At 27.1% G+C, this 17,736-nt stretch carries 17 protein-coding genes; 7 read left to right on the forward strand and 10 right to left on the reverse strand.

The genetic code is table 11. The features are described from left to right. Window positions 1-170: 170 nt before the first annotated feature. The 9 genes from alr to AYC61_RS21690 all read right to left on the reverse strand — a co-directional run bounded on the left by alr (window position 171) and on the right by AYC61_RS21690 (window position 7,576). Window positions 171-1,328 (reverse strand): alanine racemase, encoded by a 1,158-nt coding sequence (gene alr, locus AYC61_RS11405; RefSeq protein WP_066502460.1) that lies wholly within the window; start codon window positions 1,326-1,328, stop codon window positions 171-173. A gap of 31 nt (window positions 1,329-1,359) precedes the next feature. Next, window positions 1,360-2,007, reverse strand: coding sequence for a LolA family protein (locus tag AYC61_RS11410; protein ID WP_066502105.1), 648 nt, complete (start codon window positions 2,005-2,007; stop codon window positions 1,360-1,362). A gap of 30 nt (window positions 2,008-2,037) precedes the next feature. Continuing rightward, on the reverse strand, window positions 2,038-3,327 hold the full coding sequence (locus AYC61_RS11415) for an NAD(P)H-hydrate dehydratase (protein WP_066502106.1): 1,290 nt from the start codon (window positions 3,325-3,327) through the stop codon (window positions 2,038-2,040). A gap of 479 nt (window positions 3,328-3,806) precedes the next feature. After that, window positions 3,807-4,073 (reverse strand): hypothetical protein, encoded by a 267-nt coding sequence (locus AYC61_RS11420; RefSeq protein ID WP_066502109.1) that lies wholly within the window; start codon window positions 4,071-4,073, stop codon window positions 3,807-3,809. Between the two features lie 125 nt (window positions 4,074-4,198). Further along, window positions 4,199-4,810 (reverse strand): hypothetical protein, encoded by a 612-nt coding sequence (locus AYC61_RS11425; RefSeq protein ID WP_066502116.1) that lies wholly within the window; start codon window positions 4,808-4,810, stop codon window positions 4,199-4,201. A gap of 329 nt (window positions 4,811-5,139) precedes the next feature. Then, a complete protein-coding gene (locus tag AYC61_RS11430; protein ID WP_242866782.1) occupies window positions 5,140-5,385 on the reverse strand; it encodes a FeoA family protein in 246 nt (81 codons plus the stop codon). After that, entirely contained in the window at window positions 5,360-5,557 is a 198-nt protein-coding gene (locus AYC61_RS11435) for a hypothetical protein (RefSeq protein ID WP_066502120.1), read from the reverse strand. The genes AYC61_RS11430 and AYC61_RS11435 overlap by 26 nt, the downstream gene beginning before the upstream one ends. Beyond that, entirely contained in the window at window positions 5,554-7,002 is a 1,449-nt protein-coding gene (locus tag AYC61_RS11440; protein WP_242866783.1) for a nucleoside recognition domain-containing protein, read from the reverse strand. The genes AYC61_RS11435 and AYC61_RS11440 overlap by 4 nt, the downstream gene beginning before the upstream one ends. Then, window positions 6,986-7,576 carry a FeoB small GTPase domain-containing protein gene (locus AYC61_RS21690; RefSeq protein ID WP_066502123.1) on the reverse strand — a complete coding sequence of 197 codons (591 nt, stop codon included), beginning with the start codon at window positions 7,574-7,576 and terminating at the stop codon, window positions 6,986-6,988. Before AYC61_RS21690 ends, AYC61_RS11440 begins: the two co-directional genes overlap by 17 nt. A gap of 397 nt (window positions 7,577-7,973) precedes the next feature. Here AYC61_RS21690 and AYC61_RS11450 point away from each other — a divergent pair, with 397 nt between their 5' ends. The 7 genes from AYC61_RS11450 to AYC61_RS11480 all read left to right on the forward strand — a co-directional run bounded on the left by AYC61_RS11450 (window position 7,974) and on the right by AYC61_RS11480 (window position 15,691). Then, a complete protein-coding gene (locus tag AYC61_RS11450) occupies window positions 7,974-9,518 on the forward strand; it encodes a spore germination protein (RefSeq protein WP_066502129.1) in 1,545 nt (514 codons plus the stop codon). Window positions 9,519-9,526: 8 nt separating this feature from the next. Then, window positions 9,527-10,687 carry a Ger(x)C family spore germination protein gene (locus AYC61_RS11455; RefSeq protein WP_066502131.1) on the forward strand — a complete coding sequence of 387 codons (1,161 nt, stop codon included), beginning with the start codon at window positions 9,527-9,529 and terminating at the stop codon, window positions 10,685-10,687. After that, window positions 10,688-10,900 carry a hypothetical protein gene (locus AYC61_RS11460; protein WP_066502134.1) on the forward strand — a complete coding sequence of 71 codons (213 nt, stop codon included), beginning with the start codon at window positions 10,688-10,690 and terminating at the stop codon, window positions 10,898-10,900. Window positions 10,901-11,034: 134 nt separating this feature from the next. Next, on the forward strand, window positions 11,035-12,201 hold the full coding sequence (locus AYC61_RS11465; protein WP_066502137.1) for a Ger(x)C family spore germination protein: 1,167 nt from the start codon (window positions 11,035-11,037) through the stop codon (window positions 12,199-12,201). Between the two features lie 255 nt (window positions 12,202-12,456). Next, window positions 12,457-13,551 carry a GerAB/ArcD/ProY family transporter gene (locus tag AYC61_RS11470; protein ID WP_066502140.1) on the forward strand — a complete coding sequence of 365 codons (1,095 nt, stop codon included), beginning with the start codon at window positions 12,457-12,459 and terminating at the stop codon, window positions 13,549-13,551. Between the two features lie 483 nt (window positions 13,552-14,034). Beyond that, window positions 14,035-14,475, forward strand: a complete 441-nt coding sequence (locus tag AYC61_RS11475) for a hypothetical protein (RefSeq protein WP_066502141.1) — start codon at window positions 14,035-14,037, stop codon at window positions 14,473-14,475. 124 nt (window positions 14,476-14,599) lie between these two features. After that, a complete protein-coding gene (locus AYC61_RS11480; protein ID WP_066502142.1) occupies window positions 14,600-15,691 on the forward strand; it encodes an NAD(P)-binding protein in 1,092 nt (363 codons plus the stop codon). Between the two features lie 20 nt (window positions 15,692-15,711). On the opposite strand, the gene AYC61_RS11485 is transcribed toward AYC61_RS11480, so the two are convergent. After that, window positions 15,712-16,773 carry a LysM peptidoglycan-binding domain-containing protein gene (locus tag AYC61_RS11485; protein WP_066502144.1) on the reverse strand — a complete coding sequence of 354 codons (1,062 nt, stop codon included), beginning with the start codon at window positions 16,771-16,773 and terminating at the stop codon, window positions 15,712-15,714. Between the last annotated feature and the right edge of the window lie 963 nt (window positions 16,774-17,736).

Genomic DNA, 17,736 nt, shown 5'->3' on the forward strand with positions numbered 1-17,736 from the left:
CTACAATAACTTTACGCTAACAACACAATATTTATGTTAAATTTGTATTACTTTTAAGCTAATTAAACATATTTTCCATATTGTTCCTTATTTTCGCCATATTAAGACATTTTACTGATTATTATGTAACAAATACTTATATAGCCCCTTCTTTTAGTGTTTAATTAGTTTTATATATAATTCGTTATTTGTACTATTTTATTTTCTTTTTTATATACTCTTGGAACTCTTTTTCCTATCATACATACTACTTCATAATTAATTGTTCCTAACATATCTGCTATGTCATCAATAGAAGGACTTATACCATTATCACTAAATAGTACAACCTCATCACCTATGTTAACATCTTCAATATCTGTGATATCAACCATACATTGATCCATGCATATGCGTCCTATTATCGGAGCTTTTTGATTATTAATGCTAACATATGCTTTTGATGATAAAAGCCTAGTATAACCATCTGCATAACCTATAGATAATGTGCCTATTTTTTGCTTTTTAGTTGTTTTATAGATATGTCCATAGCTTATACCTTGATCAGCATCTACTTCTTTGATGTGTGCTATTTTAGTTTTCAAGGACATAGCAGGTTTTAAGTCTATTTTTTCTACACAAACTTCATTAGATGGTTGTAATCCATACAGCATAATACCTGCCCTAACCATATCTAAGTTATATTCAGGTAAATCAATAGTTGCAGCACTGTTTGATACATGCTTTACAGGTATGTTTATCCCATTTTTTTCTAGTAAGCTTGCAAATTCCTTATACTTACTAAATTGAAGTTGAGTTGTTTCTTTATCTCTAGAATCAGCTAGTGCAAAATGAGTAAACATACCTTCTATATTTATGTTAGGAAGCCTTGCTATTTTTTTAATTGTTTCTAATGCTTCGTTATTAGGCTGAAACCCAAGTCTACCCATACCAGTATCTAACTTAATATGAATTTTAGCTACTTTATTAGCTGTTTTTGAAGCTAATGATAAAGCTTTAGCCTGACTATATGTGTATATAGTTTGTGTAATATCATTATCAACAACAATATCTGATTGATAGTCTGGTGTATAGCCTAATATAAGTATGGGCTCATTGTATAATTTACGTAAATGAACTGCTTCAGACAATGTGGCTACAGCTAATCTATCTCCGCCATTATCCAAGAAAACTTTTGTTACGACATCTGCTCCATGACCATATGCATCCGCTTTTACAACTGCTGTTATAAGTGTATCTTTTTTCGTTATTCTTCTAACTTCTTTAATATTATGAGCAAGATTATCTAAGTTGATTTCTGCCCATGTAGGTCTAGTTGTTCTTAAAATATCCACATTTTATCCCCCTCATGTATTATAGTTATTTATTATTTTGCATTTGAAATATTTCTTTTTCAATTTTTACATTATATTCAAAATCAAAATATTCAACTTCTAATGATAGTTCATTGTTTTCATTAAAAATTATTAGTTTATATGGTTTAAAATCTTGGACTTTCATCCATAGTTTTTCTTTTTTTCTATATTCACTTTTACTGTTATCTTTTTTTGTTAATACTAAATATTTTTTATTATTAATAACTTCTTCTTCTATTAATTTATCATTTGAATTTAAAAAATTCCTTAAAAAGTATCCAATAAATAAACACTTATCTGTATATGTATCATTAAAACTTTTCTTTAGCATATAAGATTCTTCTATTTGCGGGTGATAAAGCCACATATTTTCACCATTATATATAGTTAAACATCCGTTACTTTCTTCAGGCTTAAGCATTTTTATATAAAATAAGTTTGGTTTTTTAAAAATATGTTCTAATAAATATAATTTCTCACTTTTATTCCCGTACACTTTCATTTTAACTTTACATTTATACGTTTCCATTTCATCTATAGTTTTTTGCAGTTCATTAAAAATTTCTTCTTTTGTTTTATTTATTTCATTATTATTACAAGCTGAAATAAATAAAATAATTACTGCTATAAATACTAAAATGAAATGTTTCATATTTAAATAATCATCTCCATTAATAAATTTCTATAAACAATCTGAAATCATATATTTAATTGCATAAGGAACATTTTCTAATATATCAATTGATGTAATTCCATACTGCCCCTTTTCATTTGCAGCTATATCTCCAGCTAATCCATGAATAAATACACCAATCCTAGAAGCATCTATATCACTTTGTCCTTGACCTAACAACCCAGCAATTATACCTGTTAAAATATCTCCACTACCAGCAGTCGCCATACCGGGATTACCCGTAGTATTTATATACTGCTCATTTCCTTTATTATCTACTATTGTATTATAACCTTTAAGTATAGTGATTATATTACATTTTTGTGATAGTTGTTTTGCATATTTCGATCTATTGTTTTGTATTTCTTCAGTGGTAACTTTCATCAATCTAGCCATTTCGCCAGGATGAGGAGTAATTATTGTACTGTAATTTCTCTTCTTTAATATTTCTAGATCATCAATACAATTTAAAGCATCTGCATCTAATACTATAGGTTTATTATAATTTTTTAATATAGTTTTAATTAAATCTTTTTTATCCTCATCAACTCCTATACCAGGTCCAATTGCTATTGCATCCATATCTTTGATACAATTTAAAATACTTTCTATACTAGCACTGGTGAAAAATCCCTTATCATTATCATCTATTGGTATAGTTATTACTTCTGTTGTTTTAACTTCCATAATATTATTTATAGTCTTAGGTATTAACGAATATACTAAACCTGCGCCACTTTTAAGCACTGCTGTACTTGATAAATAGGCTGCACCTGAGAAACCCATACTTCCAGCTATTATTCCTATTTTACCGTAATCTCCCTTGTGGGTTTCACTCTTTCTTTGCTTAAGTTTATTTTTCACAAATTCACAAGTTATTAAATTACCTGTCTCTTCTAAATTTGAGCTTTTTAATTCAAATATGTCTTTATCTTCTCCAACTGCACTCGCTACAGCATAATTTTTATTATGTGTTATAGACAAATGAATTTTCTTTATGTTTATTTCATTTGCGTATAGTAAAGCTTTACCATTTAAACTAACTATAGGCTTTCCAAGTTTATCATTAGATATATTGATATCATGCCATCTTATTTTACCTATACCACAACCTAAAACCTTACTAACAGCTTCTTTGGCAGCAAAGTATCCCGATATTGTTTGAGTGCTGTATCCATTAGCCTTAAATATTTCTATTTCTTCTTCATTAAATATTTTTTTTAAAAATCTTTTATTTTTATTTAGTATATCTTTTATCCTTTTTATTTCTATTATATCTATCCCATTTCCTATGATCATATAATTATTACTTCCTTCCTAGCTATATGAAAATTTTCTAACTTGAATAAACTATAAGAAAAACAACTTACTAAGAAGTATATTTTTTCATAAATTTAGACATTGCTTTGCTTTATATTATTTTACTCGTAAGAATTCATTACTTATTGTGCAAAAGTTATATTTAACCTAGATTATTCATGGAAAATTAAACCAAATTCTCGACATACCAACTCGGTATGTCGAGAATGTTAGCTTAGATGTGCCTCAGACTACGTATTAATAAGCGATTCACACTAAATTAAAATTTAGGTTCTCTGCTCATAATTCAAAACTATACAGCATAAATAATCAAGGTTTAATTCTCTGCTTATATTATATATATAGCCATTGCTTTATTTAATATACACAAACCCAAATTATTATAAAAAATTATACAGCATGCTCAGAGGAGGTAATGAATAATCAGAAACAAAGCAACTATAAAATACTATGTTTTATCATTTGAAAATATCAATAATACTTTTGTCTAGTGGTATTCCAAATAATTTAGCCAGTGCATCTACTCCTTTAAACATAAAATAAACAGCTGAAACTAATAATAATGCTACCCATATAAGTTTAAATACTATATCAATTTTGACTGGTATTTTACTATCTTTTTTTAATAAGGTAAATATTTTTGTTATAACCTTACTAAAAACTCTTAAAAATATTTCCAAGCTACTAGCTAACAAAATAATAAACATGACTATATTTGTCTTCATTCAATCTTCCTTCCTTAAATTAGATATAATTTCTTTATCTATATTAAATTTGTTGCCTTCAACTTATAGTTTGTCCAATCGTTTTTTGATATCCATTAACAATTTGTAAAATAGACCTATAATAACTACTCAAGCATATTTTTATCTAACTTATCAATTTCTTTTCCGCCTAACATACTATGCATAAACTTATATGTTTCATTAATCTTTTCTTCGTAATCGTTTTTTTGTTCAATCATAATCCTTAACTTTTCTCTATAATGCTCAATATCTTCAACTAAAGATTCAAAATGTCTTTCATCTTCTTTTAGATTTTGGTATGCTAATTTGACTGTTGTTTTTAACAAATTGTAATTAGCTTTTCTCATTTGCGAAGGTATAATTTCTACCTTGAATTGTGCTTCCTCAAGTACTTCATTCAATTTTAGTAATTCTTCTTGTTTTTCTTGTAATTGTGGTAATGAATTTATCTCATCGCCATTATTAACTCTATGAGAAAGATTAATAATTTGAGCCATCAAATCTCTTTTTCCATTTACAGCTAATTGTTTTTCTTTATATGCTTTCTTTAAATCTATAGCATAATCCTCTAACTCTGTTTTAAATTTAACTATATCTTTATCTTGATTGTCTCCAAATAGCTTAATCCAAGTTTTATCTTCTATTAATAATGGTATATTGTTTTTAGACATTATACTATAGTCTAAATTAATATCTTTTGAACCAAATTTAAACATAAGTTCCTCCTATATGTATTATACTAAATTTACTATATTTATTAAACCCTGATTATTCAGCATTAGATGAATAATCAAGGTTTAATCTACTTCTTAATTTTTTATCTATATAATTTATCGGCAAAATTTAATAAAATCCTTAATTCTCTATCTATATATCTTAATCTTATTTTAACATATTCTTTTTTTACTTTATGTATATCACTAAAATATTTTAATCAAAAAAAAATTTAGAAAAAACAACGATTATTCATTGTATTTTTACTAAATTCTTTTTTAAAAATATTTAACTTATACTAAAAGCACTATACTACATATCTTAAAGTACTTTAAAAACTAACATAAATCATTGAAGCAATTTCTTTATCTACTGCAACTTTTGTATATCCCACTTGAAAAAAAAACGAAGGAAATCTTTGTAGCATTTTGAGTTTTATTCCTGGCAAAACTCCCATTGCCATAAGTTTTCTTAGAACAGAATCATCTTCTGATTTTATTTCAACAACTACTGCTTCATCGCCTTTATTAAGCTTACTTACAGCTATAATGTTATTTGTTTTTATTTCTGAATTCAATTTTCTTCACCCATTTCTTTAATTGTATTATTAATTTTGGTTCTTTCATAACGTGAAATCCGCAGTTTGGACATTTGAATTTATTACAAGCTTTAGACATTGGACAATTTACACATCCCTCTTTTAATTGCTGCTCATCAAACTCGTAACCACAAAAACTACATTTTATCATGCTAATACTCCTAATGTAGTTAATAGTAAATTAAGTATATATCCCGCTATAAATGAAAATACAAATATAAAGGCTCCCATAGCAAAAGCTGTCTTTGCACCTCTTTCTTTTATCATCATTGCAAATTGTGCAATGCAAGGAACAAAAAGTGTAAGAGTTGATGCTGCAACCACTAATTGTCTATAATTTAATAATCCTGATTTCCTCATATCGAATAAACCAGCTGCTCCATAATCTCTTCTAAAGAATCCAAATAAAAACACCTTTGAAAGTTCATCTGGTAATCCAATTGCATTAACTATTGGATTAAGTGCTGTTAACACTAAATCAAAAAATCCAGTTAAATATCCTAACCATATCAATACACTAGCAAATATGAATAACGGTATAATCTCAATAAAATACCAATGCATTCTTGTGTAAGTTTTTGACAAAACATTTGTTATCTTCGGCATCCTTAAAGGAGGTACTTCCATGTAAAATTTAGCTCCTTCTCCTGGTAAAACCTTAGAAGATAAATAGCCAATAAATAAGAATACAAAAACCATAAATGCAATCCAAACTAATAATGCCTTTGGCTCCTGTGAAAGAAGTGCCATAATAACTCCTAGTTGAGCCGAACATGGTATTGTCAATGCTAATAAAAGTGTTATCAATACTCTTTCTCTTTTAGTTTCAAGTGTTCTACTAACCATAGTTGCCATAGTATCACAACCAAAGCCTAATACCATTGGTATTACTGCTCTACCATTAAGACCAATAACCTTAAATAACCTGTCAACTAACATTGCTAAACGAGGTAAATAACCACTATCTTCTATAATTGAAAAAATTAAGAAGAACGCACCTACTATAGGAAGTACTATAGCAATCGCATATCTAAATGCTAATGTAAGTATACCATAATCATTTGCTATTAAATTTTGTAACCATGTCCATGGTATATGATTATTTACTAGGGAATTAACCCACGGATTGATATATGCACCGAATAAATTCGTTTCAATATAGTCAACAACTGTACCAGCTCCAAATTGACCAACAAACTTATAAAGGCCAAAATATAAGACCAATATTAAAATAATAGACCCACTTATAGGATTCATTGTAGCTGTATCAAGCCAACTAGAACCAAATTCGTTATTATTATTTTTAGTTACTACTTTATTACTAATTATTTCAACATAATTCTGTCTCATAGTTCCTATAACATAGTTTAAAGGTTTATCGTAGTTTTTTTTAGCTTTATTAATTATATCAATTATTTTTATATAGTTATTTTTTTCCTGTGCTTTAACCATCTCAATCACATCATTATCCTCTTGAAGTAATAATAATGCTATTGATCTTTTAGATAACACATATTCATATTTTAATATCTTAACAATTTCGTTTATAGAATCTTCAATGATTTCGTCATAAGTAACATTATGCAACGCTGACAAACTTATCAACCCTTTCTTTTAGTAAATCTACTCCTTTGTTTAAGGCTGCTATAGTTGATATGACAGGCATGTTTAACTCTTGTTCTAATTTATCAATGTCTATTTTAAGACCTAGTTTTTCAGCCTCGTCCATAATATTTAAAACCAATATTACTGGCAAATCAGCTTCTAACAACTGTATTGTTAAAGGCAGCATTCTCTGAATATTTTTAGCATCTATTACATGAATAACTGCTTTTGGACTTTCTCTTAAAAGTAAATCCCTTGTAACTTTTTCTTCTTCAGTAATGCATAATAATGAATACATTCCCGGAGTATCTATAATTTCATATTGCTTATTCCCTATTTTACCTTTACCTCTAGAAACTTCAACAGTAGTCCCTGGATAATTAGAAACAGTTACGTACGCACCTGTCAATTTATTAAATATAACACTTTTACCAACATTAGGATTGCCTACCAAAACTATTTTTTCTAATCCTTCTGTATCTTGTAATACATCAGAACCACTTGTATCTATTCCAAAAAGTATTGAACCGACTTTTTTTAAGGTCGTTAACTTGTTTTTACTCATATTATCACCTTTCTTAAAAAAGAAAATTTATACAATGTTTTTAATATTTTTTAATTAATTTTTATTTTTTAACTAATTATATAGATCCACAGCTTATATATACAGATATTACAAAAATTATGCGAATGATAATTTTTATCATTTTTTATTATACATTATGTTCAGTTTAAATTCAACTTTCTTTTAGCTATATTTATTTATTAAGCTACAAAATATTACATGAACTAAAACAAGATAATAAATTAAATTTGTCATTAGTAAGTATTAGGTCAATTTTTATATAATGCGATTTTGTCTTTTATTTTGAATAATTATATTTGTATTACTTTTATGGAATAATATTATAACAAATACAAATAATAATTTTATTCTCCAAATCTAACAAGGAGCGTAGATTATGTTTAAAATTATTAAAGACAAATTATTTAAAAAGCAAAGTATTAAAAATAATAGTAAAAATGAATATTTAGAATGGAAGACAACAAGTTCTTTGAATAATAATATAAAACTTTTTAAAAGCATTTTTATAAATGATGACATGATTAAGTATAGAACCTTTGGAAATTCACAAAATCCAAATATACGGTTAACAGCTATATTTTGCGAAGGAATGTCTAATGGTAATTATATTGATAGAAATATTATAAAACCAGTAGTAGAAGCTCATTTAAAGCAGAATGATTTTGAGTATATTTATAAACACGTACTCATAGGAAGTGATATTAAAAAAATAGATTCTGTAGAAGATATGGTTAGTAGTATCTTATACGGAGATACATTATTGCTTGTTGATGGATATAGTGAAGCATTAATATTAGAAACAAAAGGCTGGAGTCAAAGATCTATATCTGAACCTACTTCCGAAACTGTTGTTAGAGGCCCTAAAGAAGGATTTAATGAAACACTTATGACAAATTTATCATTAATAAGAAAAAAAATAACCAATTCTGATTTAAAATTTAAATTTAAAACACTAGGAGAAAGAACTAAGACAAAAATATGCGTTTGCTATATAGATGGGATAGTTAATAAAAATATACTCAACGAAGTTTATAAAAGATTAGATGAAATAAAAATAGATGCAATACTAGAATCAGGATATGTTGAAGAATTAATTAAGGACTCTCCATTTTCACCATTTTCTACAGTAGGCAATACTGAGAGACCTGATAAAGTTGCTGCTAACTTATTAGAAGGTAGAGTTGCAATCATTATAGATGGTACTCCTCACGCACTTACAGTTCCATTTTTGTTTATTGAATATTTTCAAGCTAATGAGGATTATTATAATGGGTATATTTTCTCGTCTATAAATAGGATGTTAAGATATCTAGCTTTTTTTATTTCTACAAGCTTACCAGCTATATATGTTGCTCTTACAACATTTCACAAGGAAATGATACCTACACCACTTTTACTTAGTATCTCATCCGCTAGAGAAGGGGTTCCTTTACCAACTATAGCTGAAATATTGCTTATGCTACTCGAATTCGAAATACTTAGAGAAAGTGGTATTAGATTGCCAGCACCAATTGGTTCAGCTATTAGCTTTGTTGGTGCACTAATTCTTGGAGAAGCTACCGTTGCAGCCAGATTTGTAAGTTCTCCTATTGTCATCATAACTGCTTTAACAGGTATTTGTAACTTTCTTTCTCCACAGATGATAGGTGCTCTTATTGTTGTAAGGTTAGTATTCGTACTTCTTTCAGCTTTCTTGGGGTTATTTGGATACATATTTGGTATAATTGGTTTATTCATACATTTAATGTCTATGAAATCCTTTGGAGTTCCCTATATGCAAAATATTACTTCCTTTAACTTTCAAGACATTAAAGATACTCAAATTAGAGCCCCTTGGTGGTTAATGTATTTAAGACCTAAAATTATTGGTGAAAATAATTTAGTTAGAAAAGAGAAAAAAAACAATTTTACTAAGAGGTAAATATAATAATGAAAAAAAAATTAATAATACTTACAACCATAATTACTACATGTTTGACTTGCACAAGTTGTTGGAACTACAAAGAGATTGAAGATGAATATATCGTTGCAGGAGTCTCAATGGATTATGATTCACAAAAAGATGAAATTGTCATCAATTTAGAAATTGTAAAATCCGAACTTAAAGAAAAAGAAATGGCTATCAAATCTAAAGTAATTGAAAATAGAGGTCCTAGTTTTTTTGATGCTATTAGAAACACTGTTCAAACAAGTGGAAAAAAAGCTTTTTGGAGTCATTGCAAGGTTTTTATTTTTAGCAATAGTATTATAGAAAATACTAGTATGTTTATGAGTGCTTTAGATTTTATTAGAAGAGATCCTGAAGTTCGTGATGACGCTTATATTCTTGTATCAAGAGATCCTCTTGCAAAAGATGTTTGGGATACAGATGTTAAAATTACAGATATTACTTCTTTTTACTTAGGTGATATGTTAGAAAACGAAAAGAATATATCAACATATCATGCAACTGAAATATGGAAATTTATAAATGCTTTAGAAGATGATTATATATCCCCCACTTTACCTACAATAAAAAAAGAAAAATACCTAGATAAAACTATAAGTAAAATTCATGGTACTGCAGTTTTTAAAGAAACTAATATAGTTGGCTGGCTAGATGGAAATGAAACTGAAAATTTCCTATTATTAATTGATGAACTAAAGGGCGGTGTATATACTATTGATATAAAAACTGAAGATGAAACTTTTCCAATTAGTTTTGAAATATTGAGTTCTAAAACAAAATTATCTCCTTCTATTAATGAGGGAATTATACAAATAAATATATCGTCGAAAATTGATGTGAATATCAATGAATACAGTAGTCTAACTAATCTGTTTAATCCAAATGGATTAAAACTAATAGAAAATCAAGCTAAAAAGAGCATCACAAAAGATGTCACAACATTAATAAAAAAAGCTCAAAAAGAACTCAAGAGTGATATATTTGGTTTTGGAAGAGTTGTAAAAATAAATATGCCTGAAGTTTGGAGAAACTTTGAAGATGATTGGAACAAAGAGTTTTGTAATATAGATTTTACTTTTGACTTAGATTTTGAAATAAAAGGTAGTGCTTTAAAATCAAGACCTTTAAAGGTGGTGAAATAAATGTTTGTGTTGATTATCTTAGCGTATTTAATTATAGGATTATTAGAAATAATTCCTCTTTATAAACAAGGTGATAAAAAAGAATTAATTGTGTACTGTACTCTTTTTGGTTTTGCTTTTGTTTTAAGTTTACTGTTAAGCTTTGGTGTTAAAATACCAAGTCCTGCAAATGGTATAAGAGTTGCTGTTGAAGCTATAATTGGTAAACAATAAACGCAATATCATTATTTTATTTTATTTTAAAAAATAAAACGTAATATTTATTTTCTGTTTTTAAGACATTCTTTAAGGCATCTTTTAACTTTAAATACTAGGATATGTAAATATTTTATATTGCGAGGCTACCTATGAATAAATTTAAAATAATTATTGTTACTATATTGATACTGACTATAACTTTATTATCTGGTTGTTGGAGTTACAAAGAATTAGATAAAAGTACACTTGTAGCAGGTATCGCTATTGACTATGACAATGTCAGCCAAGAATATATTGTTACAACTGAAATAATAAATCTAACTTCAGATAAAATGGAAGGAGAATTATTTCAAAGTCGTGGAAAAAGTGTTTTTAGTGCTATACGAAATTGTACTAGTCAAAATGGCAGGAAACTATTAGTTGCTCATGTTGAAATATTAATAATCAGTAAAGAAATAGCTAAAGTAAAAATGATCCCTGTTATAGATTACTTATTTAGAGATGCTGAATATCCTGATGATATGTATATTCTTTTATCTAATGAAAAAACCGCAGCAGAGGTACTAGAATTAACTAAAATAGGAGAAGATGCACAGGAGCACTTATATGATATAACATCTTTTTTTATAAATGATAGTCTTAGAAATCAAAACGTTATCTCTAAATATAGTGGTGTCAACTTATGGCAATATGTTTTACAATTATTTCGAGAAGGTGCAAGTGCTTATTTGCCTATTATAAAAATCGTTGAGCTAAATAATGTTAATTTTCCTGAAATTTATGGTACTGCTATATTTAAAAATAATAAATATGTAGGAGCTTTAAATCAACAGGAAACTATTTATCACCTAATAATAATAGATAAACTTGAAGGAGGAATACTTCTGGTTGATTTTAATGATGACTTTGTTTCATCTAAAATTTCTTTAGAAGTATTTAATTGTAAATCAAAACTAAAACCAATATTAAAAAATGGTGAGCTAACCATGAAATTAGACATAACTATTGATGTAGGCATAGGAGAAATAAGTTCTACTGTTAATGTTTTAGACAAAAAAAAACGTCCACTACTTAAGAAACAAGCTGAAATACAGATTAAAGAAAGAATTACAAATACAATAAAAAAAGTTCAAAACGACTACAAAGCTGATATATTTCTATTTAGTACAAAAATAAAATCTCATATGCCAAATGAATGGAAAAGCATTAGCACTAATTGGGAAAATGTGTTTAGTCAACTACCTGTGGAGGTTAATGTTAAAGTAAATATCAATAGTAGTTCATTAACAAATAAAACTATCTCACCATCACCTTAACTAAAAAATAATAAAAATGAATGATAATAAAATATAATTAAACTTTTCATTTGAGAAAGTAGATTAGTTTTAGACTCAATATTAATTACTAGAAAATATACTGAAAATCTACTTGGTTCATCTAAAAGTTTATTTGCTTCAATAAACAAAATTACATAATCTACGCATTTTTTAATGTTACAATTATTTTACTTTTAGCAATTAAACTAAAAACTAATTTAAGTAAAAATCAACTGTTACTTTGGAGGAATATTTATGGGTGAACATAGGCTATCAGAAAGACATGCAATTACTTTATTAATTTTGTTTTTTTTAGGAAGCTCTTTAGCTTTACATAATGCTTCTGATGCCGGCCAAGATAATTGGATTGCTGTATTGTTTGCAACGTTTCTTTCTCTTCCGCTTTTTTACATGTACTGTAATATGCTTAATAGTATAAATGCTAAAACATTATTTGATATACATAGATATGCTTATGGAAAATTTTTAGGTAATATTGTAAACTTACTTTATATAAGCTATGCCTTCTATCTAGGTTCTACAGTTGTAAACGAATATGGAGAATTTTTGATAACTATTTCTATGCCTGAAACTCCAATGATAATTCCTATGATTTTTATGTGTTTATTATGTGCGTGGATTGTAAAATCAGGTATTAGTGTACTTGGAAGATGGAGTAATTTGTTTTTTTTCTTTAACGCTCCCCTTCCTATTTTGACTATGTTCTTAGTTTTACCTTTAATGAATATATATAATATCTTACCTATAATGTACAATGGAATAACTCCTATTTTAAAAGGCACGTTATATTCACTAGCACTACCTTTTGGAGAAGGTATAATTATCTTTATGCTTAATTTTACTTTGCCTTCAAAAAAATCATCATACAAAATTTTTACATATAGTATTCTTATAAGTGGACTGAATCTTGCGTTTGTTAGTATAATACAAATTTTAGTTATGGGTTTTGACATGTACATTATGACGTACTTTCCTTCACATGCTGTAGCTAGTAAAATCAGTATAGGACAATTTATTGAAAGACTAGAAATGATAATGTTAGCTGCAACAACAACAGCTGGTTTTCTTAAAATAAGTATATGTTTATTTGCTTCAGTAAATGGTATAACAGATATATTAAATATCAAAAATTATAAAACTATTGTAATTCCCTGCAGTTTATTAATGATTTGTCTAGGCTACTTTGTTCATCCAAGTATAATGGACCTTATGGATATGTATGTTAAATATTGGGGATATTACTCAGGTTTTTTTTGTATGCTAATTCCACTCATAACTTTTTTAATTATAAAATTTAAACTTAAAATACTAAATAAAAATCCGAACTAATAATATACTCTAAATAAATTGTTTAGCGCTCTCTTCTATTAAAGATTAGTATATATTTAAAATCCTATGGCAAAATTTTTTAATGGTTACTTTCATTTACAAACCACACCTTTTATAGACTTATTACTTCCAAATAATATTTACTTGTTTCTATAAATTTATTAACTAAGTATAAAAAAATTTTTTTATCAAAAAATATAATATACATTAATGATCTAGAGAAATAATAATGCAAATGAAACTATCATATTAAATATAACTTTAGATAAAGCATTAAAAAAAGAGCAACTGTTTAAAAAAATCAAATCACCATATACAGCTTATTGATGAGTTAATTTGGACGATATAAATATGATGATATATGATTTTACTATTAAATAATATGTAGTTACTTACATTCAGAGTATTAAAGAAAGATTGACCTCCAATCCCAGTATCGCATTAAAATTATTTAGAAATATATAACTTATAAGGATGATTTAAATGAAATATATAATATTATTTATAGCTAATTGGATTGTATTTTTATTATTAGTTGATTTTAAAAAACTTAAAATAAACGTATTTTCAAGTATATTAGCAATATTAATGGTCTTTCTTGTTGATTATCGAAACATAGTATTAAAAAACTTGTATTATTTAAATGATCCTGTAATACCTTTATTTGGATCTTCTTTCTTTTTTGTATTTGGTCCAGTATTCACAATCTCAATTTTAACAGCTCAATACCATCCAAAAAGCAATAAGCTTATAGTCTTATACGTACTAGTAATAGCTACTTTATATTCTCTTACTGAATTATTACTTCTTAAAAGCGGTGCTTTAGTCTATGTTGATTGGAGTTTTTTTGATAGTTTACTAATAAACTATCCAACTATTATTGTTCTAAGTTGGTTTTATATGACTGTTTTAAAAAGGGTATGACAGTATGAGTATAATACTTTATATAATTTTTATAATCATTATAACTATATTAGTAATTTCATGGTTTAAAGTTATAAAATATCTTGATAAGGATTAAATATTGAAGGTAAAGGAGTTAACTAATTTGAAAGTTGCAATTATAGGAGCAGGTTTATCAGGTCTAGCTTGTGCTCATGCGTTGGAAACAAAATATAATATAAAACCCGATATATTCGAGAAAAATTCTTACATAGGTGATTCTTATAATCATGTTACTGCAATCCTAGAAGTTTTTCATAGACCTTATGGAAATTGCATTGATTATTTTAATAACAAACTAAATTTACAAATAAAACCTCTGAACGAACTAAAAAAAGTTATTCATATATCTCCAAATAATTTTAAAGCCATATCAGGGAACTTAGGATATTTATTTTTAAGAGGAAGATTTGAGAATTCATTAAAAAATCAAGTCTATAAACAATTAAAAAAATCCAAAATTAACTTTAACACCTTTGCTGATTATACTACTCTAAAAGATAAATATGATTATGTAATCATAGCTGATGGTTCCATAAATTCCACAAGGCAAATATGCTGCTATCAGGAATGGCTAAACCCTGTTGTTATAGGTGTAACTGCTTACGGAAAATTCAAAAAAGATACTTTAATCGTCTGGTTAAACAAAAAATACTGTAACAAGGGTTATGTATATCTCGCTCCTTTTGATGAAAAAAAAGCTTTTATTGGCTTAGTAATTACTGATATAAAGAAACATGAAGCCCCTGAATATCTAAAGCTTTTTTTAGCTATGGAAAATATAAATTACACTATTGAAGAAGAGTTTACTGTTATGCATAAAACAGGATATGTATATCCCCATAAAATTAATAATATTTATCTTGTTGGAACTGCATCTGGTGGAATTGACCCATTCTTAGGCTTTGGACAATTAAATGCATTTATTACTGGAGCAAAAGCAGCAAAATCTATTGCTTTAGAAAAAAATTATGAGAATCTTTTAAAGAAACAAATTGACCATATCACGAATTTATATGAATATAGAAAATTATACGATAGTGCAACTAATGATAGTTATGATAAATTGTTGAATTTTATCTCTATACCTGGTATTAAACAATTTATATATGATAGTAATATTGATGTCGTAAAATATAGTGGTAATCTACTTCATTATAAAAGAATTTTGTCAAAAAAAACAAATGGAAAAATTTAATTCCATTTGTTTTTTAATATTTACTTAATTCCAGCAGCAATTTTTACACATTCTTGATGTTTAGAATCAACTAGTCCATCTTTATGTCTTGTGCTATTTAAAAAATGTACATCAAAAACTCCATCCATGTCATTATTTTTTACGTAATCTAAATTCAACCCAGCGCCATATTCACCACTTCTCCACTCAGTATATGCACCACCTTGTGCTGAATCATTACCAGCATGAGGCATACCTGATACACTAGCAGCTATTCTTCTTCCGTTGTATTCAATTATTACAGGACGTCTTGTCCAACTAAAACCTCCCCAAATGCTTTTTAGTATATTTGTATCAGCTTTAGTCAAAGTTTCACAATCAGCATGGTTTGAGCCAGTTGTTCTTTTAACCATAAATGACTTTCCAGTATAAAAATCAATTACTTTAAAAGTAGCACCTCTTGGTAAAACATATTGAGCTCCATTCCACCAGTCAAGATACTCTCCATATTCATCTCCTTTAGTTTGCATAACAGGTACATTATGAACAGGTATCTTAACTTCATCTCCAATATAAAGAATAGAATTATAAGTAGCCCCATTAGCATCTAACAGCTCTTGATATGAAACACCATACTCTACACTAAGCTTCCAATAGTCATCTCCTTTTTGAACTATATGAGTTTTATAAGTAATATATGGCTCAGAATTTACGTTGTTCAAATTACTGTTTTCAGAAGGAATTTTTAGCTTTTGACCTATATAAATATAGTCATATTCACTCAAATTATTTATTTCTAATAATTCAGTTAAAGACACATTGAATTCTTTAGATATAAGCCAAGGAGTATCTCCTGCCTTTACATAATAAACATCATAAATTTCATCAGGAATATAAAGTACATCTCCTACGTAAAGTATCCTGCTTTCATCAGCTTCATTTGCTTGCATTAGCTTTACAGTACTCATGTTATATTTGCCAGCAATTTTCCAAAATGTATCTCCACTTTTAACCGTATAATATGAAGCAAACACATTTGAACTTGAACTCATTAACATTAAAGCTAAAACTCCAGATACAAAACATCTTCCAATTTTATTCATAAGTACTCAGTTGGCTATTAAACCAACTTTTCACCTCCAATAATTTTATAGTCCCAAGATAATAATGCAAGATGATAAATGAATTACTTAAATAGTATGTTGTATAATTCAGAATTTGTGCAGAAGAACTAAAATTTATGACTTTAAGCAGAGAACTAAAATCTATGACTTTAAGCAGAGAACTAAAATCTATGACTTTAAGCAGAGAACTAAAATCTATGATTTTATGTGAATCGCTTACTCATTCTTTGAATGAGTTTCTGATTTGCCGCTTACTCATTCTTTGAATGAGTTTCTGATTTGCCGCTTACTCATTCTTTGAATGAGTTTCTGAGTTACCACCTATCATTTAATGGATAATATATGATTTTCTATGAAAAGTCTGATTTAAATAGTATGTTCTAAAATAATTTAGATGGTATGTAATTTTATGTTAACAATCTTTCACTATTTAGTATTTATCTAATTACAACAGAAATTATTGTTTTTTTCATCTTCATTATTTGGTATATCTTTAAAATCAATATATAATTATTTGATATTTCATTTTTTATTAAATATTCTTTTCACAAGTTTACATAAACTCGTTTACATAATTATACCCTTTGTAATATCCTTTGTAAATGTATAAAACCTTTTATACATTTATTACCATGATTTTTATTGCAATTTATTTGTTTATTTTGTTATAGCCCTTGAAAAAATTATATATTCTATATATTATTATATAAGCAGTATAATATTTAACCCAGATTATTCATAGAAAATTATGAGCAGGGAACTAAAATCTACGATTTTATGTGAGTCGCTTACTCATGAGTAGAGAACAAAAATCTACGATTTTTTGTGAATCACTTACTCCTAAGAATGAAATGAGTAGTGAGTTTCATATTAGAAAATGAATAGGAGATTCATTAATAATATCCTTATGATTATAAGATGTCCATTAAATTTTCGACATAC

The organism is Abyssisolibacter fermentans, assembly GCF_001559865.1.
Lineage (GTDB): Bacteria > Bacillota > Clostridia > Tissierellales > MCWD3 > Abyssisolibacter > Abyssisolibacter fermentans.